This window comes from Muribacter muris (genome assembly GCF_004569585.1).
Classification (GTDB): domain Bacteria; phylum Pseudomonadota; class Gammaproteobacteria; order Enterobacterales; family Pasteurellaceae; genus Muribacter; species Muribacter muris.
Genome location: NZ_SPPA01000029.1, coordinates 1 through 24,654, shown reverse-complemented (window position 1 = coordinate 24,654; position 24,654 = coordinate 1). Strand labels below are relative to the sequence as shown.

The following is a 24,654-nucleotide window of genomic DNA, read 5'->3' as shown; positions in this document are numbered from 1 at the left end:
TTACCAAGTGGCATTTAGGAAGAAAATTTATATGGATTTGAGTACATTACAAGCTGATTTGGATGAATGGTTGCTGTATTATAACCATCACCGAACCCATCGAGGAAAAATGTGCTGTGGAAGAACGGCAATGGAAACATTAGTTGATGGAAAACGAATTTGGGCAGAAAAAAATTTAAGCTCAAATTAATCTGACAGACACACATCGTTTTAAACGGGGACTGTCAGATTGAGTTTGATCTTCTACAATTTATATATGCCCCTTATTTAAATTGATATGTTTATAAATTATGAGCTTTTTTCCACTTGACCGAATTCAAGCTCGACAGGGGTCGCTCGACCAAAGATAGAGACAGACACTTTTAAGCGACCTTTTTCATAGTCCACATCTTCCACCGTGCCGGTAAAGTCGGCGAAAGGCCCTTCAGTAACGCGCACTTCTTCGCCCGGTTGGAACTCTTTTCTGTGGCGTGGTTTTTCGCTGGTTTCTTGAACTCGGTTGAGAATACGATCCGCTTCACGCTGCGAGATAGGTGCGGGTTTATCCGCTGTACCGCCGATAAAGCCCATCACGCGCGGTACACTTTTCACCAAGTGCCAAGTGTCGTCATTCATTTCCATTTGCACAAGGACGTAACCCGGGAAGAATTTGCGTTCGGTTTTGCGACGTTTTCCGCCCACGTTTTCGACCACTTCTTCGGTAGGCACAAGCACTTCGCCGAATTGATCTTGCATATTGTGCAATTTGATGTATTCACGCAAGGTCATTGCTACCCTGGCTTCAAAGCCGGAGAAAGCTTGCAAGACATACCAACGCATTCTGGTCGGCTTAGTTTCGGTTGTTAATTCTTCTACTACTGTTTCGCTCATTTTAGAATCTCAAACTGGTTAGGAAATTAATCACGGTAACGATCAGGGAATCAATCCCCCATAGTGCAAGTGCGACGAGAACACACATTGCCGAGACAATCAGTGTGGTTTGTGTAGTTTCTTGGCGGGTCGGCCAAATAATTTTGCGTAACTCTTGACGGGAGTCCTTAATGAAACCGATCGCTTTTTGCCCTTGGTTTGTGATTGCCGCCAACCCAACCGCAGCGATGATCAATACTACTAATAACAATACTCGGACGATTAACGCAAAATGCGTGCTGAAATAGGTATTTCCAATCGCCGCTGTTGCGAATAAGGCGAGAGAAACTGCCCATAATGTGCCGTTTACGCCTTTACTTTTTAGCCCGTTTTGTTCCGTTTTTTCCGAGCTTTTTTGCATTTCTTTAGCCATAGACAACCTAAAATTTTTACAAATATGAACGTTCAATTTTTTAAAGCGCTCAATTCTAGCATTTGTCGTTGCGCCTTTCTACGATCTTTTCATAAATTTCGCAAATTTGCTGGTTGGTCGAGTGGCGAAAATCTTGAATAGGATAGAAGTGTTTGAGTAAATGACTTGCTTTTCCGCACAATTCTTTTAATATGATGTTGATAATTATTATTAAAAAATAGGAAAGAAAATGGCATTAATCGAGAAAGTGGCTGAATTACTTGTTCAGAACCCAAATTTGATTCCGCTTGAAATGGCGGAAATGTTGCAGTGCCCGGAAGGCGAGGTTTTGTGTGCACTGCCGGCGGAGTTTATCCGTGTTTTCCCGCCGGAACGGGCGGAAAGTCTGCTGACAACCATTAGCGAGTGGGGCACATTTACCACGATTATTGAGAAAGCCGGCTCAATTTTTGAGATTAAAGATCGTTTTCCCAGCGGGGTTATTGGGCGGGGCTATTACAACTTGAATATGAAAGGGCAGGAAGGGGCGTTACACGGGCATTTAAAATTGACGAATATAGCGAAAATCGTCTTTGTCAGTTTACCGTTTCGGGGCAAAGAGAGTTACCACATTGCCTTTATTGCGAATGACGGTCAGGTTATGTTTAAGGTTTATCTTGGTCGGGATGAGCAGCGGAGATTATTGCCTGAGCAAGTCGCCCGATTTAAACAGTTTCAGTAAAAAGGAGAAATCTAATGACAGATGCACGTCAAGTAATGTGGCAGAACCGCTTAGTCACGGAAATTGAGACATTTAAGCAACAAATCAAAACGTTGGCGCTTGCCACAGTGGATGAACAGGGTGTGCCGAATGTGAGTTATGCCCCTTTTGTGATCGACAATGGTGAATATCAGGTATTGATTTCCACGGTTGCCCGCCACGCCCGCAATTTAATGCAGATGCCCAAGCTTTCGTTAATGTTGATTGAAGATGAAGCTGCGAGCAGTGAGATTTTCGCCCGCCGCCGTTTAACCTTTGATGCGACGGCACGAATGATAGCGCGTGATAGTGCCGAGTGGCAAACGGGGATTGACAAGCTAAAGGCACGCCACGGCGCATTGGTCGAGAAGCTAATTGAACTAGGGGATTTCAAATTGTTCTCTTTCAAGGTGCATAACGGATTATTTGTGAAAGGATTCGGGAAAGCCTTCCATATTGATGCGGGCGGCGCGGCGGATTTAGTTCATATTGATGAGGGGCATAAAAAGCGTGTAGATTAGTGTTACGTCATTGGTATGAGACGTTTGTGCCAAACGACCGTTATGTCTGTTCCCATTTGGCGAGCTCGGCAAATTCATTCAATTCAGGGTGCTGTTTGAGCCATTTTTGCCATTGAATGTGATCGACCTCAATGTCAATTAATCGATCGCCAAATGGGGTGAATTGCTCTGAAAGGATACATTGTTGTTGGTAAAATTTGGCGTAGATCCGACCGCTTGTTACCGGCAATAATAGCGTTTGACGGGTCAGCTCATTTTTTAGCTTTGCACTGATGGCGTGCAAAAGCAGATCGATGCCTTGCTCGGTTGTGGCAGCAAGATAAACGGCGTTCGGCGATCCTTCATCATCGTAAGTAATATGCGGAGCAACGCCCTCTAGGCGATCGATTTTGTTGAAGACCAATAAACTTGGCACATCGTGTGCTTGAATGTCTTCCAATACTTGATTAACGGCGGCGATATTCTCATCACGGCGACTGTCTGCGGCATCAATAACGTGCAGCAGCAAATCGGCTTCGCTGGTTTCTTGTAAGGTGGATTTAAAGGCGGACACCAAATCGTGCGGTAAAAAGCGGATAAAGCCGACCGTATCCGCCAAAATCGCTGTGCCAACGTCTTGGAGCGATAAGCGGCGTAATGTCGGATCGAGAGTGGCAAACAGTTGATCCGCCGCATACACATTGGCATTAGTGAGGCGGTTAAACAGGGTTGATTTGCCAGCATTGGTATAGCCGACCAGTGAGATGGTCGGAATATCCGCTTTCTGCCGTGTTTTGCGATTTTGGCTACGCTGTTTATGCACTTTTTCCAAACGGTTTTGCAGTTGCAAAATTTTCAGCTTAATTAACCGCTTGTCCGTTTCAAGCTGGGTTTCGCCCGGGCCTCTGAGACCGACCGCCCCGCCTTTTTGTTGATCCTGATGACCTAAGCGGCGAACCAAACGGCTGGATAAATGGCGCAGTTGGGCGAGTTCCACCTGTAATTTACCTTCGTGCGATCTTGCCCGCTGGGCAAAAATATCCAAAATTAAGCCGGTGCGATCCACTACTCGACAGCCACATAATTGGGATAAATTGCGATTTTGTGCCGGACTCAGTGCGTGATTAACCAAGATAACGGCAGCATTAAAGGTGTCGACCGCCTGCGCAATTTCCTGTGCTTTCCCTTGCCCGACATAATATTTGATATGGAGCGTCTGGCGGCTACCGGTTAAGACAGCGGCAATTTCAACACCGGCAGACTGAGCTAGGGTCTGAAATTCCAACAGGTTTTCGGTATCTTTTACTTGCGACAGATAGAGATGAACTAAAATCGCACGCTCTGTTTGGGCAGAGGTAGGGGCTTTTCCAAATTGAGCCAAACCAAACACATTGTCTGTGCTTGGTTGAGAGAGCATCGGTGCAGATAAGCTGATAGGATTATTCCGCTTTTTCGGCTGCTTCAACAGGGGCTTGTGGTGCGCTGTGTTGAGCGTGGTTTGCATTATTGTTGTGCGAAATAGCACGAGCCGGCACAACGGTCGAGATTGCGTGCTTATACACCATTTGGCTGACCGTATTTTTCAGTAGAATTACGAATTGATCGAATGACTCAATTTGTCCTTGTAATTTGATGCCATTCACGAGATAAATTGAAACAGGAATACGCTCACGGCGTAATGCGTTTAAATATGGATCTTGCAAAGATTGACCTTTTGCCATTGCTTTGTTCCCTCTTATATTATAATAGTCTTCTAATTTATGTTGCCAAAGGCGTTGCTGATATTACCACAGTCATTTTGCTTTTGCTCAATTTTTTCGATCATTTTTGCAAACGACCCGTCCGGATCCAAGCTATCAAGCCACTCTAGCCCACTCCTCCAACCTCTTAGCCAAGTGATTTGGCGCTTGGCAAGTTGGCGGGTAGCGCAAATGCCTTTGTAAATCGCTTCATCAAAGCTAATTTCGCCCTCGAGATATGCCCACATTTGCCGATAGCCGACACAACGGATAGAAGGTAAATCGGCGTGTAAATCGCCTCGCTCGAATAATGCCCGCACTTCTTGTTCAAAGCCGAGAGCGATCATTTTCTCGAAACGTTGTTCAATCCGTTGGTGTAAAACCGCCCGTTCGTGAGGGGCAATCGCAAATTGCACGATATTGTAAGGGAGCGCTTCCCCTTGTTGAGCGGTTAACGCCGTCATTGTTTTACCGGAAAGGTAAAATACTTCTAACGCACGGTTGATCCGTTGGCTGTCGTTTGGGTTAATCCGTTGTGCCGCGACGGGATCGATAACGGCTAACTCTTGATGTAATGCCGCCCAGCCGTGCTGTGCTGCTTTCGCTTCAATTTCCGTGCGTAGTGCAGGATCGGCACTCGGCAATGGTGAAAGCCCTTCCAGCAAGCCTTTGTAATAGAGCATTGTACCGCCGACTAACAAGGGGATTTTTCCTGCGGCTTGAATATCTGCCATTTCCCGCAGGGCATCTTCACGGAAATTGGCGACCGAGTAGCTTTCTGCCGGATCGCGTATATCAATCAAGCGGTGGGGGGCGAGGGTCAGCTCCGCTTGGCTCGGTTTTGCGGTGCCGATATCCATTCCTCGATAAATTAACGCGGAATCAACGCTGATAATTTCAACCGGCAAGGTTTGACGTAGCCGAATGGCTAAATCCGTTTTGCCGGAGGCGGTCGGGCCCATTAAAAAAATTGCGAGAGGTTTTTGCATTCGTCTTTTCATTGTTGGCAAGCGGTCGGGTAACGGGGAAAAATTGCAAAAAATGAGGCGTAACCGACCGCTTGATAAGTTAATTACTTGGCAGCAACGCTTCTAGTCGCCACAAATCCGCAAAGTCGGCACGGGCTTTGATGAGGTGGGCTTGGCTGCCGTCCACCATTATTTCAACCGCTTGCGGGCGGGAATTGTAGGTGGAGGACATCGTTGCTCCGTACGCACCGGCGGAACGCAGGGCGATAAGATCCCCTTCGGCAATCGCCAGTGTACGCTGTTTGCCTAAGAAATCGGCGGTTTCGCAGATAGGGCCGACCACATCATAGACGGCGGACGGGCGTTCAAGGCGGCGATCGACTTCAATAAGTTGCATATAGGCATCGTACAGTGCCGGTCGGATCATATCGTTCATTCCGGTATCGACAATCGCAAAACGGCGATCTTCGTTATGTTTTAGGTATTCCACTTTCGTGACCAAAATGCCTGCATTGGCGGTGATGGCACGTCCCGGCTCTAAGATAATTTCGAGATCGGGGTAATCTTTTAATTTCGCCAGTAATGCGGCAGCGTATTCCGTCGGGTGCGGCGGTGTTTCATCGTGATAAGGCACGCCCAAACCACCGCCTAAATCGAGGTGGGTGAGGTGAATGCCGTCTTGTTTGAGCTGCTCCATTAAGATAATCAGGCGGTCGGTTGCATCTAAAAACGGTTGTAATTCAGTGAGTTGCGAACCGATATGGCAATCCATTCCGTGAATGGCGATATGCGGCAGCGTTTTGGCGAGCCGATACACCTCGCGGGCTTCATTAACGCTGATGCCGAATTTGTTCTCTTTCAAGCCGGTCGAAATGTAGGGGTGAGTATGGGCATCAACATCGGGGTTCACCCGCAGGGAAATCGGGGCAGTTTTGCCCAGTTCGCCGGCAACTTGGTTAATCCGTTGCAGCTCGGCAACCGATTCTACGTTAAAGCAGCGAATGCCGACCTCTAACGCACGGGCAATTTCTTGGTGGGATTTTGCCACGCCGGAAAAGACAATTTTTGCCGGATCGCCGCCGGCTGCCAACACCCGTTCCAGCTCGCCTTGGGAGACAATATCAAAGCCCGCCCCCAGTTTTGCCATCACATTCAGTAACGCAATATTGGCGTTGGATTTCACCGCAAAGCAAATCAGATGAGGGTGATCGCCCAATGCGTTGTTAAACGCGTGCCAGTGGCGTTCTAGGGTGGCACGGGAATAAATATACGCCGGTGTGCCGTATTGGGCGATGATTTCGCTCACGGCAATCTCTTCGGCGAAAAGTTGCTGATTGTGATAGTTGAAATGATCCATTTTGACATCCTGTTGTGTTGCACATTTTCGTTATGAGATCGCAAATTTTTGCGTGAAACCGACCGCTTGCTATTTAGATTCGGTCTGCTGCGGGGCGTTTTCCGGATAATAGAGCGGCCCTTTAACCCCGCAAGCGGTCAAACCGAGGCAAAAAATGGCAAAAATTAAACCGTATTTTTTCATTTTGTTTCCTTATTTGATCGGTAAAATACGGTGAGATTGTACCGAAGAAGTGCGGTGCAAGCAAAGAAAAAGCCCGTAGGATTTTGTCGTTTAATCTTCGTACTCTACCGATTATGCGGTATGATGCGACAATGAATTAATGCTAGGATACCGTTATGAAACACCTCCCCACCCTATTCGCTTGCCTGCCGTTGTTGGCAGTGGCAAATCAGCAACCTGCGCCAACGCCGGTACAAAATGAATTTAACCGCTTCCAACAGCAAACGAAAGCACAAAACGAGCAACGCCAGCAAACCCAGCAACAGCGTTGGGTTGCACAACATCAGTACCAGCAGGCAGAGGTTGCTCAAACTGCCCAAGATTTATCGCAAGTCTGTTTGCCTTATAGTGAAATCCGTTTTGTCGGCTTTCATTTGATTGATCCGGCACCGCTTGCGCCAAAAGCGGGTGAGTGTTTAAACGAAGTGCGTTTGAATCGGCTCAGTCAGGACATTACCGCTGCCTATTTAGCGTTGGGCTATGTGTATAATCCGTTTCAGTTTGAGGACGATCAGTCGGGCAGGCTCACAATGCGGGTTACGGAAGGGCGGATTAGCCGCTTTTCCGGCGAGAGCAAGCGGTTGAATTTTACCACGCTTTTACCAAATCAATTAGGCAAGCCGTTGAATATTCGTGATCTCGATCAAGCTCTGGATCAGGCAAATAAAATGCCGGGGAGTAAAGTAACTGTCGATGTGTTGCCGGCAAAAAACGGCGAAATTGAGCTTGCTTTTGTCAATGAAGAAAAATCCCGTATCACCGGCTTTATCGGGCTGGATAATTATGCGTCAAAACGCACGGGGCGTTGGCAGGCAAAGGGCGGGGTAAATATCGACAGCCCGCTCGGATTATCCGATACGCTCTATCTTAATGCCGCTCATACGCTGAAATCTTACCGCCATAATTTTAATCGCTCGATCTCGTTGTTCCATACGATTCCTTACGGTTACTGGACGTTTAGTACCTTTGGTTCATTCTCGGCGTTTAAATCAACGATTCCGTTGCAACATAATACCGTTCAGCAGAAGGGTTATACTTGGCAGGCGGCATTACGCACCGATTATACCTTTCGGCGTGATGCCAATTCGATTTCCAGTATCTATGGGCAGTTAGAACGGATTAAAAGTAAAAGCTATTTTCAAGACAGTATTATCGGCTTTCAAAGTCCGGCACTGACGACCGTTCAAGTCGGTCTTAATCATTTACAGTTATTTCCAAACGGCTCGCTGATTACCGATCTCAACTATGAGCGAGGGCTAAAATGGTGGAATGCTACGCCAAATCAGGGGCGTGATCAGCCGGAGGGACAATTTAACCGCTGGCGTGCCGAGTTGCAATTTAACCGTTTTTATCAGCTAAAATCGCAAATTTTTCGTCAATCGCACCGCTTGATCGGGCAATATAGCCAAAATTATTTGCCGGCGATTAAACAGGCGGATTTACTCGGTCGTTATGCTGTGCGAGGCTTTAATGATATTTCACAATCCGCAGAACGCAGCATTGTGCTACAAAATCAGTTCGGTTGGTTGTACCAGCAGCATCAATGGCAGATTGAGCCTTATGTGGCGCTGGATGTCGGGTTGCAAAAAACGACGGCGACCGGTGCGAACAGCCAGCAGGCGTTGGGTTATGCGTTAGGGATTAAAACGGTTCACCCTCGCTGGCAACTGCAACTAGAATGGGCGACAGGGCGGCTATATCAACGTCAGGGCGTAGAGCAAGAGCGCAGTATCAATGCGAATGCGAGCTTCACATTCTAACACTTTAACCAACGGGTAAGTCATTGGCGGTTGTGCTATACTGCCGCTATTTTCTGATTCCGTTTGATAAGGACGATGTATGACCCAGTATCTTTCAACCTCATTTCCGCACCGCCGTTTACGCCGTTTGCGTAAACACGATTTTAGTCGCCGCTTGATTGCCGAGCATAAACTCACCGCCGATGATTTAATTTATCCGGTATTTGTGATTGAGGGCGAAAACCAACGTGTGCCTGTGCCGTCAATGCCTAAGGTGGAACGTTTAACCATCGACCAATTGCTGGTGGAAGCCGGTTTATTGGTGAAATACGGTGTGCCGGCAATTGCGCTGTTTCCGGTGGTCGGCGAAGCGAAAAAATCACTAATGGCGGAAGAAGCCTATAATCCGGACGGATTGGCACAACGCGCGGTGCGGGCGTTAAAACAGGCTTACCCTGAATTGGGCGTGATTACCGATGTGGCGTTAGATCCGTTCACGACTCACGGGCAAGACGGCATTATTGACGATGAAGGCTATGTGCTAAACGATATGACAACGGAAGTGTTGGTCAAGCAGGCACTCTCTCACGCCGAAGCCGGTGCAGATATTGTTGCTCCGAGCGATATGATGGACGGTCGCATCGGCGCAATCCGTGCTGCATTGGAGGCAAACGGCTTTATCAACACGCAAATTATGGCGTACTCGGCGAAATATGCCTCCCACTATTACGGCCCGTTCCGTGATGCCGTCGGTTCGGCAGCGAACTTAAAAGGCGGCGATAAAAAGACTTATCAGCTCGATCCGGCAAATAGCAATGAAGGCTTGCACGAAGTGGCTCTTGATATTCAAGAAGGGGCAGATATGGTAATGGTTAAGCCGGGGATGCCTTATTTGGATTTGGTTTACCGTGTGAAACAGACCTTCGGTGTGCCTACCTTTGCTTACCAAGTCTCCGGTGAATATGCGATGCACCAAGCCGCCATTCAAAACGGCTGGTTACAAGAAAAAGCCTGTGTAATGGAATCGCTGCTCTGCTTTAAACGTGCCGGTGCTGACGGTATCTTAACCTATTTTGCCAAACAGGTGGCGGAGTGGCTCTATCAAGAACGTTTCGGAAAAGAATAGGATTGAAATGATGTTAAAACTTTTGCGTGTAATTGCCGTAGTGGTGTGTGCCGTTATCATTTGCTTGGTCGGCACGCTTTATGCGTTGGCACGTTTTCGACACCCGAGTAGTGTCGGCGTGGTGGCAAGAATGTTCGGCTCACTGCATAAATTGGTCGGCTTAACCATGATAACCCGCCCTAAACCGGCTTTTAATCAGCCGGCCATTTATATCGGCAATCACCAAAATAACTACGATATGCTCACCATTGCGGCAATGGTACCACCGAGAACGGTGAGTGTGGGCAAACGCAGCCTAATTTGGATTCCGTTTTTCGGGTTGGTGTACTGGGCAACGGGCAATGTGCTGATTCATCGGGAAAAACGCAGCAGTGCCATCAGCACAATGAATAAAGTGGGTGAAATTATCCGCCAAAAGCAGATTTCCATTTGGATGTTTCCGGAAGGCACTCGCAGCCGAGGGCGAGGCTTACTACCGTTCAAATCCGGCGCATTTCATACGGCGATTGCAGCCGGCGTACCGATTGTGCCGGTAGTCTGCTCAACGTTACATAACAAAGTGGATTTAAACCGTTGGAACAATGGCGTGGTGATTTGCGAAACCCTTGATCCAATCGACACCACAGGCTATAACCGTGATAATTTAAAGGAGCTTATCGAAAAATGCCACGCCGTAATGCAAGCTAAAATTGACGAATTGGATCAACAAGTTACAAAATTAGAGCATCAATAATATGAACCTTTCCCGCCGTCAATTTCTTACGCGTTGTGCGTGGGCAGGCACGGTTGCCGGTACGCCTTTACCTGTGCTTGCTAAAGATCGCCCTGCACTTTCTATTCCGCCGTTAATTGATGTTGGGCGGGGTAAACCGATACGGCTTGAATTCCGCTCAGCGCAGACACAATTTGAGCCGAATAAACTTGTGGAGGTCTGGGGTGTCAACGGTCAATATCTCGGTCCGACAGTACGGGTTAAATCGGGGGATTTTGTTAAATTAACTTACTCTAACAGTTTACCACAGCCCCTCTCAATCAATATTCAAGGGCTTCAAGCACCTACGGCAATGGTCGGTTCTAATCAACGAATCCTAGCCCCTAACCGTAGTTGGTCGCCTATTTTATCGGTTAATCAACCCTCTTGTAGTTGTTGGTATCACGCCGATACAATGCTAAATTCCGCCTTTCAACTTTACCGTGGCATAGCGGGATTATGGCTGATTGAAGATCAGGAAAGCCGCAAAGCAGCATTGCCGAATAAGTATGGCGTAAACGATATTCCGCTTATCTTGCAAGATCAGTTGTTTAACAAAGAGGGCGTGCAAGTTTTAGATCGCCAAGCCAAGCAATTTTTCGGTAAACGTCTGTTTACTAATGGCAAGGCATCACCTTATGTGAATGTACCTCGTGGCTGGGTGCGCTTACGACTCGTCAATGCTTCCCTTTCTCGTACCTATAACTTAGCTTTGGATAATGCCAAACCGCTCTATCTGATTGCCACAGGCATCGGTATGTTAGCAGAACCGCTGGAAATGCACTCAATTCTGTTTGCACCAAGTGAGCGGGTCGAAGTCTTGGTCGATTTAAGTGAGGGCGAAACCGTTTCGCTGATTAGTGGTGAAAAGCGGGATCTTTTTTATTCTGTTAAACAACTATTCTCCAATGATGATGAATTAGTCGATAATGTCGTGGTAGAACTACGTCCGGAAGGATTATCTGCCGCCTTGAACCAAATGCCACACTTGCCGCCCTTGGATCTCAATCAGCTTAATCTGAAAATCAGCCAAGAACGTAAATTTATGCTACGTCCGCTAGATAGGCTTATCAATCAGCAACGCTTTGACCCGAAACGCATTGATGTCGTCGCCAAACAGGGTAGTGTGGAACGTTGGTATTTAACCAGTAATTATCCGATAGGTTTTACCATTCAGGGGGCAAAATTCATTCTTGAAACCCGCAATCGCTCGCAAGTCCCTTATCATCAACTGGCCTGGCGCGATACGGTATGGCTTGAGCAAGATCAGGAAATAACGCTGTTAGTTAAATTCGATCATACTTCGTCCGAGCAGCTACCCTTTAGCTTTGGCGTATCGGATTTTATGCTCAGAGACAAAGGGGCAATGGGACAAATCGTTGTTCAAGCTGAATAATATCGGTATTTGAAATAGTGAGAGCTGAGAATAAGAAAACCGTGTTCAACACGGTTTTTCTGTTTATTATTCTTCATCGACAAGATCCAGCAGTTCCGGCGAGAGAATAATGCCGGTGAGGTCGGCGTAAACGTAGTCTTCGGGGAGGAAGGTTACGCCGCCGAAATTAACCGGGGTATCGACTTCGCCGATGTTGGTGTTATCTGCGCCCACCGGAATCGGGGCGAGGGCTTGAATGCCAATGTCTAGGGTTTCCAGAACATCTAATTGACGCACTGCGCCGTTGACGATAATCCCTTCCCAGCCGTTTTCAACGGCAAGTTGGGCTAATTCCGCATCAATCAATGCACGGCGCACCGCACCGCCGCCATCTACCAATAGCACTCTGCCTTCGCCCTCTTCTTCCAATACGTCGGCAATCAGTCCGTTGCTTTCAAAGCATTTAACGGTGGTGATTTTGCCGCAAAAGGCGGAAACGCCGCCAAAACTTGAAAAAATCGGTTCAACAACATCCACTTGGTCGGAATAGAGATCGCACAGTTCGGAAGTGTCAATACGCATAATAGCTCCTTGGTTTGTTGATTTTTTTATGGGCGAAGTATAACCCTTTGCAAAGATTTGTTCAAATTTCACCGCTTGTCGATGGGGCTTGGCGGTGAAGTCGCCATAACATTCGGGCATCTAGGTAACTGGACGAAATCATCGTTAAAAAGACGGCAGCTCCGAAGTAGAATGCTGCTTCGCCGACAGAAAAGCTGATAATTTGCCCTCGCTCAACCAACGACATCATTAACGCAAGCACGAACAGATCGAGCATCGACCAACGTCCGACAAAATGCACATAATGCAGTAGTTTCATCTGCCAGTGAATCGGGTGTCGCCAGCGGTAATGAATGGCAAGTAGCAGGTACAAAATCACGGCAATTTTGCTGAACGGCACGGCGATACTGGCGATGAACACTATCGCTGCAACCGCATAGCTGCCCATTCCGAGAAACAGCATTACGCCGCCGATAAGGGAATCGGCGGAAACTGTGCCGGCTAATTCGGTCGCAGAAATCGGCAGTATGTTAGCCGGGATCATCATCACCACACCAGCCACTAACGTTGCCCAAACCCGTTGTAATTTAATACTGTCGGGCAGATCGACTTTACTCTCGCAGCGAGGGCAACGGGCCTGCCCTTTTTTATCGACAATGGTTTCGGCAAAGGTATATTCACATTCTGCACAAAGCTGTACCTTGTCGGTGGTGTCGGGGGATAAGGGGTGATATTCGGGGTAAAAATCCCGCCACCAACGTTTCGGATCGATTTTAATAAAAAGTAGCGTGGTGAGAATTGCCGAGGCAACGAAAGCGATCAAATAGGGATCAAACGCGAGGGTCGCATATTCTCGTACCTTAAAGGCGGCAACGGCTAAGGCGACTAAATAAACGTCCAACATTACCCACTGTTTTGCTTTATTCAGCAGTAAGAGCGTATAACGGGGACGATGTCCGATCCAACGCTGAATGCGTAGGGATAGCACCAATAACGCAAAGGCAAACGGCATTACTACCGAACAGAGTAAAATCATAAATGCGGTGTAGGGAAAACCAGCGGTTGCCATTTTCCATACCCCGCCCCATACGGACGCATAAATCGGCACGCCCAATAATTCGATGTTCATTAACGGGAAAAACAGGGCGAAGGGCAATAAAATCAAAACGGATAATGCCAAAATCGCACAGCGGCGTAAGCTCCAACGATTGCCCGATTGCAACACCTCATCGCAAGTCGGACAGCAAGCGGTCTTATTAGGCAAATCGTTTGCAATTTTGACCAAACTGTCGCACTCTAGGCAACGTTGTAGGTGATATGGGGCGCTTTTCATTTTTGCATCAGCCTTTTGGCAACCGGCGCAAAACTGCGGCGGTGGAACGGGGTAACGCCCAGCTCGGCTAATTTTTCAAAATGCAGTTTGGTCGGGTAGCCTTTGTGTTGGGCAAAACCATAGTCGGGAAATTGGCGATCCAATTCCGCCATTTCGGCATCACGGGCGACTTTCGCCAAAATAGACGCGGCGCTAATCTCTGCCACCAAGCTATCGCCTTTGACGACCGCTTGCGCCGGCATTGGCAAATCCGGCACACGATTGCCGTCAATCAGCACAAAATCCGGCTGAACAGCTAAGCCTGCCACCGCCCGCTGCATTGCCAGCATTGTTGCGTGCAGAATATTGAGTTGATCGATCTCTGCCGGTTCGGCACGCCCGAGCGACCAGCTCAACGCTTTGGTTTTTATCTCTTCGGCTAAAGCAAGGCGGCGTTTTTCGCTTAGTTTTTTGGAGTCCGCCAATCCCGCAATGGGTTGATTGGGATCGAGAATAACTGCCGCCGTTACCACCGCCCCGACAAGCGGGCCTCTGCCGACTTCATCAACACCGGCAATGTAGCGGGCGTTTGGGTAGATAAAGCGGCTCATTCGTTGTCATCCAAACTGTAAGGGAGCGGGACGATATGCAATACCGTATCGCCGAAACGGAAGCAGCTGTCCGCCGGTGTATCTTTATTCAGCACAATTTGCACCCAAAGCTGCTGCCGGTCAAGTGTGGCGGACAACACTGTGCCGGTCGCTTTCCAGTGTTCGCCCATTTGCAATTCAAGGCTTTCGCCGATCGGCGGTAAATCGGCATTATTTGTGTTGCCAACGAGAGTAAACATCGCCCGCTTGTTCATTCCCCGATATTTGGCACGAGCCACCGTTTCCTGCCCGATATAGCAACCTTTGGTGAATGAAATCGCCTGTTCAAGGCACTGTAAATTCACCGCTTGCGGAATTAGCTCAAATTGATTTGGCTTGAACAGTAACGGAATGCCCTGCTGAATGTCGAGCAAATGCCATAATTGGCTGTCGCCGTCGCTTTGATCGGGCGCTGTTCCCCAGAAAATTGCCCGTTGCGGTTCGCCTTCAATGATACAAGCGGTCGGTTGGTTGCGTATTTTTGCAATGATCTCACCGCTTGTTGTGCCGAAAAGCACGCTTTCACATTCGTTGAAGGCGACTTTGGAAAACACCGCATATTTTTTTAGCTGGATTAACGCCTCCGGCAAGAGATCCTGCAACACAATCGCAAAAAATTGTTGTTCACCTGCACGAAAAAGGCGGAATAAGGCGCTCATTTTGCCTTTCGGATCGCAGTGAGCGGTTAGAGTCTGCTCGCCGATAGTGAGTTTCGCCACATCGCAGGTAAGCTGCCCCTGTAAGTATTTTTCCGCATCGACACCGACAATTTCAATTAAACGGTACTGATCGAGCCGAACGCATAGAGTCGGCAATTCACGGGTGATTTCTCGCATTGTTGCCCCTTTTATCTGTTAAAATTGATCGAGATCATACATTATTGTACAGACGGGCGAAAACGTAAAGCGCTTTGCCCGAAAACAAGCTGCTTGTAAGGTTATTTTTGCGGCGTGTGGAAAAGGGTTACCGCAATAAAGCTAAAGCCAAGTAAGCAGGCGATAATTAAGGCGTAAAAACCACCGTCCCAGCCGTACACATCGACTAATTTTCTTTCCCTAATATTTCGATTTGCGATTGCGTCAATATAAAATGTATCATAAAAGATACGATTAGCCGTTGAACAACCGTATCTTTTAAAATAAAATTATCCCAAAAAAGTATGAGAAACAGAGATGAGCAAGGCAGATATTTACATCATTCGCCCAACCACTGTTTTTGATGAATGGCTAAGAAAAATAAAAGACCCTATCGCAAAAGCAACCATAGTCAAGCGGATTAACCGAGCTAAAAAAGGCAATTTTGGTGATCATAAGTTTTTGGGCGATGAAATATGGGAAATGCGGATAGATACAGGCAAAGGCTATCGTGTTTATTATGCTCAACGTGGTGAGGTCTTTTATTTGCTTATTTGCGGAGGAGATAAAACAACACAGCAAGCCGATATTGAAAAAGCTATCTCAATGCTTGAAGACATCAAAGCACAAGAGAGCGGCTAAATCTCGCTAACGGATCTATGGAGAATAAAAAATGGTAAAAGTATTAGATAAATTTGATGAAGCAAAATACCTCACCGATGAAGCAACCATTAAAGCCTATTTAGAGCTATCGCTTGAAAGTGGCGATAAAGCGGAATTTATTGAAGCCTTAAACACAGTAGCACGAGCAAGAGGAATGACCCAATTAGCCAAAGATACCGGGTTAGGCAGAGAAAGCCTTTATAGAGCCTTATCAGGCAGCGTAGAGCCGAAACTCAGCACGCTTGAACGCATAACAGAAGCTCTCGGTTTTAAATTATCACTCTCACTTACCTCAAAAGACGCAGCTAATGCCTAGATAGACGGCAAACACCTGCCAACGCAATTTTTTGTATTCTGCATCGGTGCGGTCAGAGGCGATTCTCGTGGTTGGCGGTGAGGCTTTAAGAAATGAAAACATAAGAACTCCTTGTTTGGCAGGGTATTGGGTGCATTGCCCAATAAAAAATAGTGTGAACGCCATTATCCGCTTGAAAAAAGAGGCGGGCAATTTGGAAAGTGCTATTCTGAGAAGCGGTTCGCATTAAAGGTGAAAAATCCGTTTTTACCATTGACTAAACAAAGTGAACCGCTAAAATCAAACTATTTTGCGATGGCAATTACAAGGACAACCGAATGAACTTATACAACATCAAGCACCCCGAAGAACAAGTCAATTTTGCTCAAGCGGTACGCCAAGGTTTAGGCAAAGATCAGGGATTATTCTTTCCACAGCAAATTCCACAGCTCACTCATATTGAGGAACTGCTTGCATTACCGTTGGTTGAGCGTAGCCAAAAAATTTTGGCAGCGTTAATCGGCGAGGAAATCCCGACAGATACGCTCAACGCAATGGTAAAAAATGCGTTTACTTTCCCGGCACCGCTTGCCCAAGTAAGTGATAATATTTTTGCGTTAGAACTCTTTCACGGCCCGACTTTAGCGTTCAAAGATTTTGGCGGACGTTTTATGGCGCAAGCCCTTGCGGCAGTACGGGGAGACGGCAAAATTACTATTCTAACGGCAACGTCCGGTGATACGGGAGCGGCGGTTGCCCACGCCTTTTACGGGTTGGAAAACATCAATGTGGTGATTTTATATCCGAAAGGCAAAATCAGCCCGCTGCAAGAAAAGCTATTCTGTACATTGGGCGGCAATATCCGTACTGTGGCGATCGAAGCAGATTTCGACGCTTGCCAAGCCCTTGTGAAGCAAGCCTTTGACGATGCTGAATTGCGTGATGCAATCGGCTTAAATTCCGCTAACTCAATCAATATCAGCCGCCTGCTTGCACAGGTTTGTTACTATTTTGAAGCTGTCGCACAGTTGCCGGCAGACAAACGTCAAGAGGTGGTCGTGTCCGTACCGAGCGGTAATTTCGGCAACTTAACTGCCGGCTTAATTGCGAAAACCCTCGGCTCGCCGATTAAACGTTTTATTGCATCCACCAATGCGAATGACACCGTACCACGTTATTTACGCTCGGGCGAATGGTCGCCGAATGCGACTGTGGCGACATTATCCAACGCAATGGACGTTAGCCGCCCAAATAACTGGCCGCGTGTGGAAGAGTTATTTAAACGTAACGGTTGGGCATTGTCGGAATTAGGTTCAGGCGCATTAAACGATGCTGAAACGGAAACCGCCCTAAAAGCCCAATATGCCGAAGGCTATTTATGCGAACCACACGGCGCAATCGCTTACCAACTCTTGCACGATCAACTGCAAAGCGGCGAAACGGGCATTTTCCTTTGCACTGCCCACCCGGCAAAATTCAAAGAATCGGTCGAACGCATTCTGGAGATTGAATTACCTCTGCCGGAAGCCTTAGATAAACATAATAAATTACCGCTCTTATCCGAGGTAATGGCAAATGATTTTGCTCAATTAAAAGCGTATTTGCTTAAATAAAATGGCACAAGCGGTCAAATAATGCTGGGAATTTGTAATTTTTAATTTAATGTCGGTAGTATTAAATAGAGGCTGTTTCAGAATAACTGAAACAGTCTTTTTATATGATGAATAGTAGAAAGTTTAAATTCTGATATGGTAAGAGCTATTTAAATATCCACGTTTAGCATCATTGAGGCTCACACGTAAAAATAGCCTCTAATCGTCAGAAAGGTTATATTCTTATCCATTATCGCTGGGGTCATCTGAATTGATGCTTTTAAGCATTGGTATACAATGGTTTTATCCAATTCAGTTCTTATTCGTACTACTAAACGTACTACTAAAATCAAAAGTCATCTCTAATATTAGTCTGTTATTTGTACAAATTATTAGATTTCCCTTTTCAGTGAAATTTAGCCGACGAAAAATTGCGTTCACCTTACCAGCTCTAATTTGAGCTGGTTAGCCGATCCAAATTTGGATTGACCGACGCAAAATTGCGTTCGTTAGACGAGCGAAAAATTTGGATTGGCTAATCTCCTCAAAATTGAGGAGATGCCTTACTATATTTTCTGAAAAATTGCCGTGCGTAAAAATTTGAGTAGGGGGGCGGTTCGTAGTCGTTGGGCTTGCCTTTTCAAAACCTCCCCCTACTGACTTATCTAGTTGGCTTGTGATTTATTACGGAATGATTAGGGGATCATCAATGGAAAAAGGATTATTTTGTTTCCGTATCTTTTCCGTTCCTTTTCCAGTAAAGTTGATTTACTAGCGTGTTAGTGTGATAGTTTTACTAATTTGATGTGATGATGTGTAAAAATCAATTACACTCATTTCTTGTTGGTTTAATGCGTGAAATTGTTCTGCCAATTCAATGTAATGGCTAATTCGTGAATCTAGCGTTTTATGTGCGTCCGGTGTCAAAATATCAATGATTTGGAAACAGTCATCAAAAAAGAAATGCCGAACATAAATCACAAAATTATCACACGTTCGAGTGTAGCCACTTCGTTTTTGCCACGTTCTTAGCGTCCAATCATTTTGATATAGTGCAATGTGAATTTTATGCAACTGACTATCTGACGCTTTTGCATTTTGTTCAAATCCACCACTATGACCTAAGAAATCAGGGTATTTCCCAGTATCGTGGTGTAACGCTAATCCAACAGCGAGGCGATCAATGTAGGGAATATTTGTGAGTATTGGCAGGAAGGTGAATTTAGCTGGCATTATGGATGATGCTTCATTTGACTTAATGCTACCATCATCTCGTTTAATTCTCTTTCCGATAAACTCAAATCCTTTACACTAACAATTTCTACCCCATATAGATTTTCTCTAATATGTTTAAGCTGATTTTCAAAGCGGTTTTTACTATTGGAAAGTAGCCTAAATTCTTTTTGATAGTGAGCAAAAATCTCTGGTTGATAGTGTTGCTTGAGATATTGGAAAGCAAAGCTAATTGAGTGATTGATTAAGCGTAAATAATTAAATTCTCTTGGTGTTACCTTACCAATACTCTTGGCAATATCCGTGTTAATTTTTTCTATATCCTCCGCTAAGCTCACTACATTTTGAAAAATCAGCTCAATAGACGAACGCTGTGCGGTAAGGGCTTGTATCTGCTCTATTGTATGATTGACATTAGGGAGTAGGCTTTCTGTGGCTTGGACGCTTGAACTACCTCCAATCAACGCAGAAAGTAGCATTGTCGCTTTAGTGAGTTTCATTCTTACGTTCCTATGCGTGCTTATGCGGTTTATTGCGTATTATAAAGGGAAATAAATATAAATAAACACACTTGCACCTATTGATGATTATTCAGTGCTTGCTTTCCTGCTTCGTGGTGATTTCCATCACAAAGGTATAAGGATTTCCCTGATCCCTTGTGAGCCGTTACCATTGGTTAAATCCCTACCTGTTCGGGAATGTTTTCCCTACATCTTCAGGATAATCCTACGCTTTCGCCATAATAGCAACGCATTGAAGGGATGGGGATAGTCCCCATTCCTTCTTGTTGTTTTTAAAGCAAAATCCAAATTTGGATTTTGTAATTCAGTTGTGTACATATGTACACGGTTCAAATGTTGCCTTATGGTAACGGTTCAAGTGTGGTGATATGACCACGACTGAATGTAGCCGATATGTTAGGGGTGATCACAAACGGGCTTTTTTGAAGGTTTTTTACTGTTCAAGCCTTGACTGGCAAGGATTTGAACCTGTGATCCAGTTGTTCTTTAAAATGTCAGGCTATGCCTTTATCAACCAAATCTCTCTATTTTGGCGGATAAATCAATTTGTCTTGAATTGGCGGTGGGCTAGGTGATAGCGATTGATGAGGTGGTAAAGAAAAAGGGCGGTGTTCGCCCTGCATTATGATGAATAGATTATGCCAGTTCTGCAATTTGCCCTTGCCTTTTATACGGCTTGGATAAGCACATCAGCCCCAATGCCTAAATGCCTATGAACATTGCGGATCATATTTAACGAGAGTGGGCGGGTTTTATTCAGCACTTCATACACTCGGTTAGGCTTACCTATGATTTGCTCAAGGTCTTTGACTGTCAGCCCGTCTTGTTCCATTCTGAATTTAATCGCTTGAATTGGGTCAGGCAGTTCTATCGGGTAGTGCTTGCTCTCGTAATTTTCAATCAGGGCAAGCATTACCTCGAAGTAATCCATTTCATCAGTAGTTAGCTCGTCCTCTTTGTCGAAGTAAGGTTCAATCGCTTTGAGCGCTTGTTGATAGTCTGCTTCGGTTCTAATTGGTGTGATGTTCATCATTCCCCCTATAATTCCACGTTATCCGCACAAATGCGGTCATAGTCTGCGTGTGTCCCTATGAACTTGATATAAACAGCCCCTAGCCTAAAAGCCACCGCCACAATCAATCTATGCTCGTTTCCTTTGATATTAAAAACCACTCGGCGATTTTTGAGGATACTGGCATTTTTATATTGTGCCTTTATATCGTGTGCCGTTTGCCAATTTGCTTTCTTAACCTCTGCAATCCACGCTTTCAGCGGTTGCTCTGTTTCGGGGTGTTGGCGGTAGTAGTTAATTAGTGTTGAGGTCGCAATAATTCGCATAGTTATTCCAGCGGTGAGTTCTTACGTCTAATAATAGTCCCATTTTGGTATGTTCACAAGTTAATTTTGTCTCTTATTTATAAAGTTTTACCAATCAATCCGCCAATCGTTGCTTTGCTGAAAATGCCTGCCGGAAAAACTTTTTTTATATATATAGAAAAAATCGTAGTCCAATTAGTCCATTAGTCCAAAAGTCCGTACGACAAGGGCTGAAGGCACTTTTTTTTGGACTAATTTCATTTTTCAATTTAGTCCAATTAGTCCAGAATTAGTCCAAAATCTGAAATTGTCTATTTTTTGTGTAGTCCAAAATGTCCTAATTTTAGTCCAAAACGCCTCAATTTTAGTCCAAAAAAAGCCGTTTTAGTCCAGAAATTTTTTATAAGTTATTGTTATTTATGTGAATAATTATTTTTGGACTATTGGACTAAATAAAAAACCTATTCTGTAAAAAAATTTTTTTAGAAAGTAATCGCTCACTTAATCGCAATAAAAAAAGCGTAAGCCTTGATAGCCTACGCCTATTATAAATTGGCTTTTATGCTTCGCTGTCGTCCTCGTCATCAGGTTCAATAATCGGGAAAAGCAAATAACATCGTGTCCGCTTCGGGTCGATTTTACTCGGTATTCGCCGTAGCCATTTGTACGCCCCTTCGCCTTTCTTGAGAATCCCCTTATCAGAAAGGATTTAGCGACTAATACATCTGTTCAATCTCGCAGTCGTAAACGGATGAAAAGCGTGCTAGGGTCTTTTTCTGTGGTTTGCTGTCCTTGCGTTCCATTTGAGAGATCGCCCCTTGTGATAGCCCTAATTTGTCCGCTACTTCTTGTTGTGAAAGATTGCGATAAATCCGCCACGCCCCCAATAGGTTTACGTTGTTCTCTAGCTTGATTTTTACTACGCCAAAAGGGATTGTTGCCCCGTCATTGTCTGATGGCTCATAATCAAGCTCGACTAAATCATCATCGCTTTCATCATCGTATAAAAAGCCATTACTATCTCTGCCCGTCATTTGCTCAAAATCGGCAATCGGTACAAGCACAAATAAATCTTTTCCGTTGCTGTCTTGAATAGTTTGATATTGTTTCATTACTTGCCCCTTAATTGGGCGGATAGTCCGCCCTGTGCTGTTATTGATAGGTTTGCTCATCTCGTTTTAATACGGCTTGAATTTCAATAATTTTGGGTGAGCCGTCAATCCACTCAAACAGTATGCGATAACGTCCAACTCTAGCCCTATATTGACTTTCTTGTCCCTTTAGTTTGCGTATATCAAGGGTTATACTCGGGAAATCTGCCAACTGCTCAATCGCTTTTATAATTGCCGTTTGGTATCGGCTGTCAATCCGTGATAGCTGTTTGTCTGCCTTGGTGGTGAGCTGGATCACATTTGCCACATTTCGCCCCTTTCTTCTTGAAATTTACTTATATCATAAGATTCTATCTTCATAAAATCAATGAAAAGCTAATAAAATATCTAATAAATAAAGGTAATCCCTGCTATTATTCGCCTTTGGCGGTGGTGGACTGTTGCGGTCATTATGACCTTAACCGCAAGCGGCTAGATTTCGTCCTTGCTTTCGTCTATCGGGAATAATACATAACAACGGCTTCGTTTCGGATCGACTTTATGGGGCAGTTTAATCAGGTATTCATAGCGGGGTTCATTGCCTCGCTTTAACATTCCCTTGTCTGCCAGTATCTTACACGATTGCAGTTTAGGGCTGCCTCTTGTTGCTTCTTCAAACGCCTGCGGGTAAAGGTAAAAATGCTCTTGTTTATAGGCATTATGATAGGTTTTGCCTATATTGGTTTTTTCTCCCGTTTCTCCCCTTTTTTATATAAATAGCTGTTTTTTCTTAGACACACTAGACACACCCCAAAATTAAAAAATTATTCTTTCATTTTCAAATGGTTACTCTTCAAAAGTGTGTCTAAAACGATTAGACACACCTTAGACACAGTTAGACACACTTTTAGACACAGGGCAAACTGTTCATTTTTTAGTTAGACACAAAACCCCTAAAATTAGACACAAAAGGGCTGTTTTTAGACACAAACACCCTATTTTTAGACACACTTTTTTCATTAAGTTTTTGATATATAAAGATTTCATAATTTTGTGTCTAGTGTGTCTAATAAAAAAGTACCTTTTAGAAAAAATTTTTTCTAGTAAATAACTGCTCGCAGAAAACAATAAAAAAGGGAGCTGATGCCCCCTTGTTTTTCTGAATGATTTATAGGTAAAACCTTTTTAATTAGCGTTACTCTTCCCCCTCTCCCTCGTCCAAAATTTCGAGGACATAACAACGGATTGTCTTATTTCCTCTGATCGCTCTCGGTAATTGTTTACGGTATTTATACCCGCTGGCGTTACTGGTCGCCAGCATACCGATATTTGCCAAAATCTCGTTAGCTTGTTTCTCATTAAAGCCTTTGATAACGTCTTCTAGGTAAACCTGCGGGAATACCCAAAAGCGTTCATCGGTTTTATTGTCCGCCAACTGCTTATAGCCTGCGGTATCTTTCGGTTCGGGTTGGCTGGGATTAAACGGGTATTCAATAAAGCGTGATCCGTTTCTCAATAGCCACCCGTTCACCTGCTCAATGATTTGCTTTTCCTCTCGGCTATGTAAGCCAAACACATTGACCCATTCGTTGAAGCAGTGGAGCAGTGCCTCGCTGTTGGCTTCTGCCGTCCATTCAGTCAGTGGGCTTGCCAGTTGTAATGCCGTTTCCAATATCGCAAAGCGTGCCGCCACCCGTTGCACCTGCGGGCTTGCATCTCTTGGTAAGCGGTCAAGCCATTTGGTTTTTGTGCGTTGATAACAAGCGGTCAGTTCCCGCTGATTGTCTGCAACGGTCAGCCATTCCAGCCACTGCCTGCCGACAATGCCGTAGTGTTGTTTACTGGCTGAATTGAGGTGGTCGGCGTGGGCTTTGCCGTCGGGGAAAGCGTGATAGATTTTTGCCGGCGTAATCGGCACGTTCAGCAATCGGACTAATTGCCCTGCGTTCGTTTTAATCCCGCCCGCCGAGAGATAGCCCTCAAGGTCGATTTCGCCTGTGGAGAACGCCATAATCCGCCAACGTGTCAGCTCTCGGTTGCCCCCTTCCTTTGCCCCCTGTATCTTGCCTACGCCGTTAAACAACGCATAGGCGGTTTGTTCCACGTGCTTGCGGTGTGAGCCTTGCCCGATTTCATCTAACGGCATAAAGTTATCATTACGGGCGGCGGCTTCGTTGGTTAAGCCTAAGCCTGTCGCATTCCACGATAGGCGGGTTTTGTCAGGGTGTCCGTAGATTGAACTGGCAATATTGGCGGTCGTGGTTTTGCCTGCGGTTGAGCCGCCGAACAGGTGAACGCCGAAGCTGTCTGCTTCAATCAGGTGAATAATCGGGGCAGCGAAGGCACAGGCTACGCCGAGCATCATAGACGGATTGCCCGCCACATTGGCGGCGATTTCCGCCTGCCAGCTTGCCAACGTGCCTTTGGTATCGTAGCCGGCATAGCTTGCCGATTGACTGCGGAATAACACGGGCGTATCCGGTTCGCCAATCACTTCGCCGTTGGGCAGAATATATGCCCCGTTTTGCCAGCCGGTCGCATTGCTGATAGTCCACAGCTTGCGGTCGCCGCTGTTTTGTAGATAGTCCGCCAGCTCGTTTTTCAGTGTCGTGTTATTGGTGATTTTAAGCCCACGGGTGTCAATGATCTTCCAAAATTGAACCACAAAGATCCTTTAAAAGTGATCCACTTTTATTATTTCTTAATTACGATGTTTAAATCGATAAGATTCATTACCCGTTTCTAAAATATGGCAATGGTGAATTAA

At 45.6% G+C, this 24,654-nt stretch carries 27 protein-coding genes and 3 pseudogenes; 10 read left to right on the top strand and 20 right to left on the bottom strand.

From position 1 onward, the window contains the following. A pseudogene (locus E4T80_RS11105) lies at positions 1–190 on the top strand (IS481 family transposase); the annotation flags it as partial. Positions 191–288: 98 nt separating this feature from the next. Here the strand turns inward: E4T80_RS11105 and nusG are convergent. Both nusG and secE read right to left on the bottom strand, forming a co-directional pair. Next, complete coding sequence (nusG, locus tag E4T80_RS11100) at positions 289–870, bottom strand: transcription termination/antitermination protein NusG (protein WP_135058397.1); 582 nt, start codon at positions 868–870, stop codon at positions 289–291. Between the two features lies 1 nt (position 871). Then, entirely contained in the window at positions 872–1,282 is a 411-nt protein-coding gene (gene secE / locus E4T80_RS11095) for a preprotein translocase subunit SecE (protein WP_135058395.1), read from the bottom strand. A 229-nt stretch (positions 1,283–1,511) separates the two neighbouring features. Here secE and hutX point away from each other — a divergent pair, with 229 nt between their 5' ends. Both hutX and hutZ read left to right on the top strand, forming a co-directional pair. After that, positions 1,512–2,003 carry a heme utilization cystosolic carrier protein HutX gene (hutX, locus tag E4T80_RS11090; protein WP_135058393.1) on the top strand — a complete coding sequence of 164 codons (492 nt, stop codon included), beginning with the start codon at positions 1,512–1,514 and terminating at the stop codon, positions 2,001–2,003. Between the two features lie 14 nt (positions 2,004–2,017). After that, a complete protein-coding gene (hutZ, locus tag E4T80_RS11085) occupies positions 2,018–2,542 on the top strand; it encodes a heme utilization protein HutZ (protein WP_135058391.1) in 525 nt (174 codons plus the stop codon). A gap of 40 nt (positions 2,543–2,582) precedes the next feature. Here the strand turns inward: hutZ and hflX are convergent, their stop codons facing one another. The 5 genes from hflX to lptM all read right to left on the bottom strand — a co-directional run bounded on the left by hflX (position 2,583) and on the right by lptM (position 6,768). Next, positions 2,583–3,938, bottom strand: coding sequence for a ribosome rescue GTPase HflX (gene hflX, locus E4T80_RS11080; protein ID WP_135058401.1), 1,356 nt, complete (start codon positions 3,936–3,938; stop codon positions 2,583–2,585). Between the two features lie 22 nt (positions 3,939–3,960). Beyond that, positions 3,961–4,242: an RNA chaperone Hfq gene (gene hfq, locus E4T80_RS11075; RefSeq protein WP_047975825.1), complete on the bottom strand. Its 282-nt coding sequence runs from the start codon at positions 4,240–4,242 to the stop codon at positions 3,961–3,963. Positions 4,243–4,274: 32 nt separating this feature from the next. After that, on the bottom strand, positions 4,275–5,249 hold the full coding sequence (miaA, locus tag E4T80_RS11070; protein ID WP_228064748.1) for a tRNA (adenosine(37)-N6)-dimethylallyltransferase MiaA: 975 nt from the start codon (positions 5,247–5,249) through the stop codon (positions 4,275–4,277). A gap of 79 nt (positions 5,250–5,328) precedes the next feature. Continuing rightward, the gene (lysA, locus tag E4T80_RS11065) at positions 5,329–6,585 is read right to left on the bottom strand and encodes a diaminopimelate decarboxylase (RefSeq protein ID WP_135058387.1); all 1,257 of its coding nucleotides are present in this window, start codon (positions 6,583–6,585) and stop codon (positions 5,329–5,331) included. Positions 6,586–6,654: 69 nt separating this feature from the next. Then, complete coding sequence (lptM, locus tag E4T80_RS11060; protein ID WP_135058385.1) at positions 6,655–6,768, bottom strand: LPS translocon maturation chaperone LptM; 114 nt, start codon at positions 6,766–6,768, stop codon at positions 6,655–6,657. 155 nt (positions 6,769–6,923) lie between these two features. Between lptM and E4T80_RS11055 the strand changes: the two genes are divergently transcribed. The 4 genes from E4T80_RS11055 to E4T80_RS11040 all read left to right on the top strand — a co-directional run bounded on the left by E4T80_RS11055 (position 6,924) and on the right by E4T80_RS11040 (position 11,819). Continuing rightward, complete coding sequence (locus tag E4T80_RS11055; protein ID WP_135058383.1) at positions 6,924–8,567, top strand: ShlB/FhaC/HecB family hemolysin secretion/activation protein; 1,644 nt, start codon at positions 6,924–6,926, stop codon at positions 8,565–8,567. Positions 8,568–8,646: 79 nt separating this feature from the next. Further along, positions 8,647–9,672 (top strand): porphobilinogen synthase, encoded by a 1,026-nt coding sequence (gene hemB / locus E4T80_RS11050; RefSeq protein ID WP_135058381.1) that lies wholly within the window; start codon positions 8,647–8,649, stop codon positions 9,670–9,672. A 10-nt stretch (positions 9,673–9,682) separates the two neighbouring features. Then, a complete protein-coding gene (locus tag E4T80_RS11045) occupies positions 9,683–10,405 on the top strand; it encodes a 1-acylglycerol-3-phosphate O-acyltransferase (RefSeq protein ID WP_135058399.1) in 723 nt (240 codons plus the stop codon). Between the two features lies 1 nt (position 10,406). Then, on the top strand, positions 10,407–11,819 hold the full coding sequence (locus E4T80_RS11040; RefSeq protein WP_135058379.1) for a multicopper oxidase domain-containing protein: 1,413 nt from the start codon (positions 10,407–10,409) through the stop codon (positions 11,817–11,819). A 66-nt stretch (positions 11,820–11,885) separates the two neighbouring features. Here the strand turns inward: E4T80_RS11040 and rraA are convergent, their stop codons facing one another. The 4 genes from rraA to ygfZ form a co-directional block, all read right to left on the bottom strand. Then, positions 11,886–12,380, bottom strand: a complete 495-nt coding sequence (gene rraA / locus E4T80_RS11035) for a ribonuclease E activity regulator RraA (protein WP_135058377.1) — start codon at positions 12,378–12,380, stop codon at positions 11,886–11,888. A 61-nt stretch (positions 12,381–12,441) separates the two neighbouring features. Continuing rightward, entirely contained in the window at positions 12,442–13,692 is a 1,251-nt protein-coding gene (locus tag E4T80_RS11030; RefSeq protein WP_135058375.1) for a paraquat-inducible protein A, read from the bottom strand. Further along, a complete protein-coding gene (gene rnhB, locus E4T80_RS11025) occupies positions 13,689–14,282 on the bottom strand; it encodes a ribonuclease HII (RefSeq protein WP_135058373.1) in 594 nt (197 codons plus the stop codon). Before rnhB ends, E4T80_RS11030 begins: the two co-directional genes overlap by 4 nt. After that, a complete protein-coding gene (ygfZ, locus tag E4T80_RS11020; protein ID WP_135058371.1) occupies positions 14,279–15,157 on the bottom strand; it encodes a CAF17-like 4Fe-4S cluster assembly/insertion protein YgfZ in 879 nt (292 codons plus the stop codon). Before ygfZ ends, rnhB begins: the two co-directional genes overlap by 4 nt. 351 nt (positions 15,158–15,508) lie before the next feature. Between ygfZ and E4T80_RS11015 the strand changes: the two genes are divergently transcribed. Further along, positions 15,509–15,817, top strand: coding sequence for a type II toxin-antitoxin system RelE/ParE family toxin (locus tag E4T80_RS11015; RefSeq protein WP_438861430.1), 309 nt, complete (start codon positions 15,509–15,511; stop codon positions 15,815–15,817). A 31-nt stretch (positions 15,818–15,848) separates the two neighbouring features. Beyond that, positions 15,849–16,154, top strand: a complete 306-nt coding sequence (locus E4T80_RS11010) for an addiction module antidote protein (protein WP_135058367.1) — start codon at positions 15,849–15,851, stop codon at positions 16,152–16,154. Here the strand turns inward: E4T80_RS11010 and E4T80_RS13280 are convergent. Beyond that, positions 16,134–16,256: pseudogene (locus tag E4T80_RS13280) on the bottom strand (glycerol-3-phosphate transporter); the annotation flags it as partial. The gene E4T80_RS11010 and the pseudogene E4T80_RS13280 sit on opposite strands and share 21 nt — an antisense overlap. Positions 16,257–16,471: 215 nt before the next feature. On the opposite strand from E4T80_RS13280, the gene thrC reads away from it, so the two are divergent. Beyond that, positions 16,472–17,746: a threonine synthase gene (gene thrC / locus E4T80_RS11005; RefSeq protein WP_135058365.1), complete on the top strand. Its 1,275-nt coding sequence runs from the start codon at positions 16,472–16,474 to the stop codon at positions 17,744–17,746. A 750-nt stretch (positions 17,747–18,496) separates the two neighbouring features. Here the strand turns inward: thrC and E4T80_RS11000 are convergent. The 8 genes and pseudogenes from E4T80_RS11000 to E4T80_RS10970 form a co-directional block, all read right to left on the bottom strand. Beyond that, entirely contained in the window at positions 18,497–18,958 is a 462-nt protein-coding gene (locus E4T80_RS11000; protein ID WP_135058363.1) for a type II toxin-antitoxin system YafO family toxin, read from the bottom strand. Further along, positions 18,958–19,458 (bottom strand): hypothetical protein, encoded by a 501-nt coding sequence (locus E4T80_RS10995; RefSeq protein ID WP_135058361.1) that lies wholly within the window; start codon positions 19,456–19,458, stop codon positions 18,958–18,960. Before E4T80_RS10995 ends, E4T80_RS11000 begins: the two co-directional genes overlap by 1 nt. A gap of 688 nt (positions 19,459–20,146) precedes the next feature. After that, entirely contained in the window at positions 20,147–20,509 is a 363-nt protein-coding gene (locus tag E4T80_RS10990; protein ID WP_135058359.1) for a helix-turn-helix domain-containing protein, read from the bottom strand. Positions 20,510–20,517: 8 nt separating this feature from the next. Continuing rightward, entirely contained in the window at positions 20,518–20,817 is a 300-nt protein-coding gene (locus tag E4T80_RS10985; protein WP_135058357.1) for a type II toxin-antitoxin system HigB family toxin, read from the bottom strand. A 695-nt stretch (positions 20,818–21,512) separates the two neighbouring features. Continuing rightward, positions 21,513–21,908, bottom strand: coding sequence for a helix-turn-helix domain-containing protein (locus E4T80_RS10980; RefSeq protein ID WP_135058355.1), 396 nt, complete (start codon positions 21,906–21,908; stop codon positions 21,513–21,515). A 40-nt stretch (positions 21,909–21,948) separates the two neighbouring features. After that, positions 21,949–22,215 carry a type II toxin-antitoxin system RelE family toxin gene (locus E4T80_RS10975; protein WP_135058353.1) on the bottom strand — a complete coding sequence of 89 codons (267 nt, stop codon included), beginning with the start codon at positions 22,213–22,215 and terminating at the stop codon, positions 21,949–21,951. 164 nt (positions 22,216–22,379) lie between these two features. Beyond that, entirely contained in the window at positions 22,380–22,502 is a 123-nt protein-coding gene (locus tag E4T80_RS13275; protein WP_265588406.1) for a hypothetical protein, read from the bottom strand. 580 nt (positions 22,503–23,082) lie between these two features. Continuing rightward, positions 23,083–24,540, bottom strand: a pseudogene (locus E4T80_RS10970) (DUF927 domain-containing protein); the annotation flags it as partial. Between the last annotated feature and the right edge of the window lie 114 nt (positions 24,541–24,654).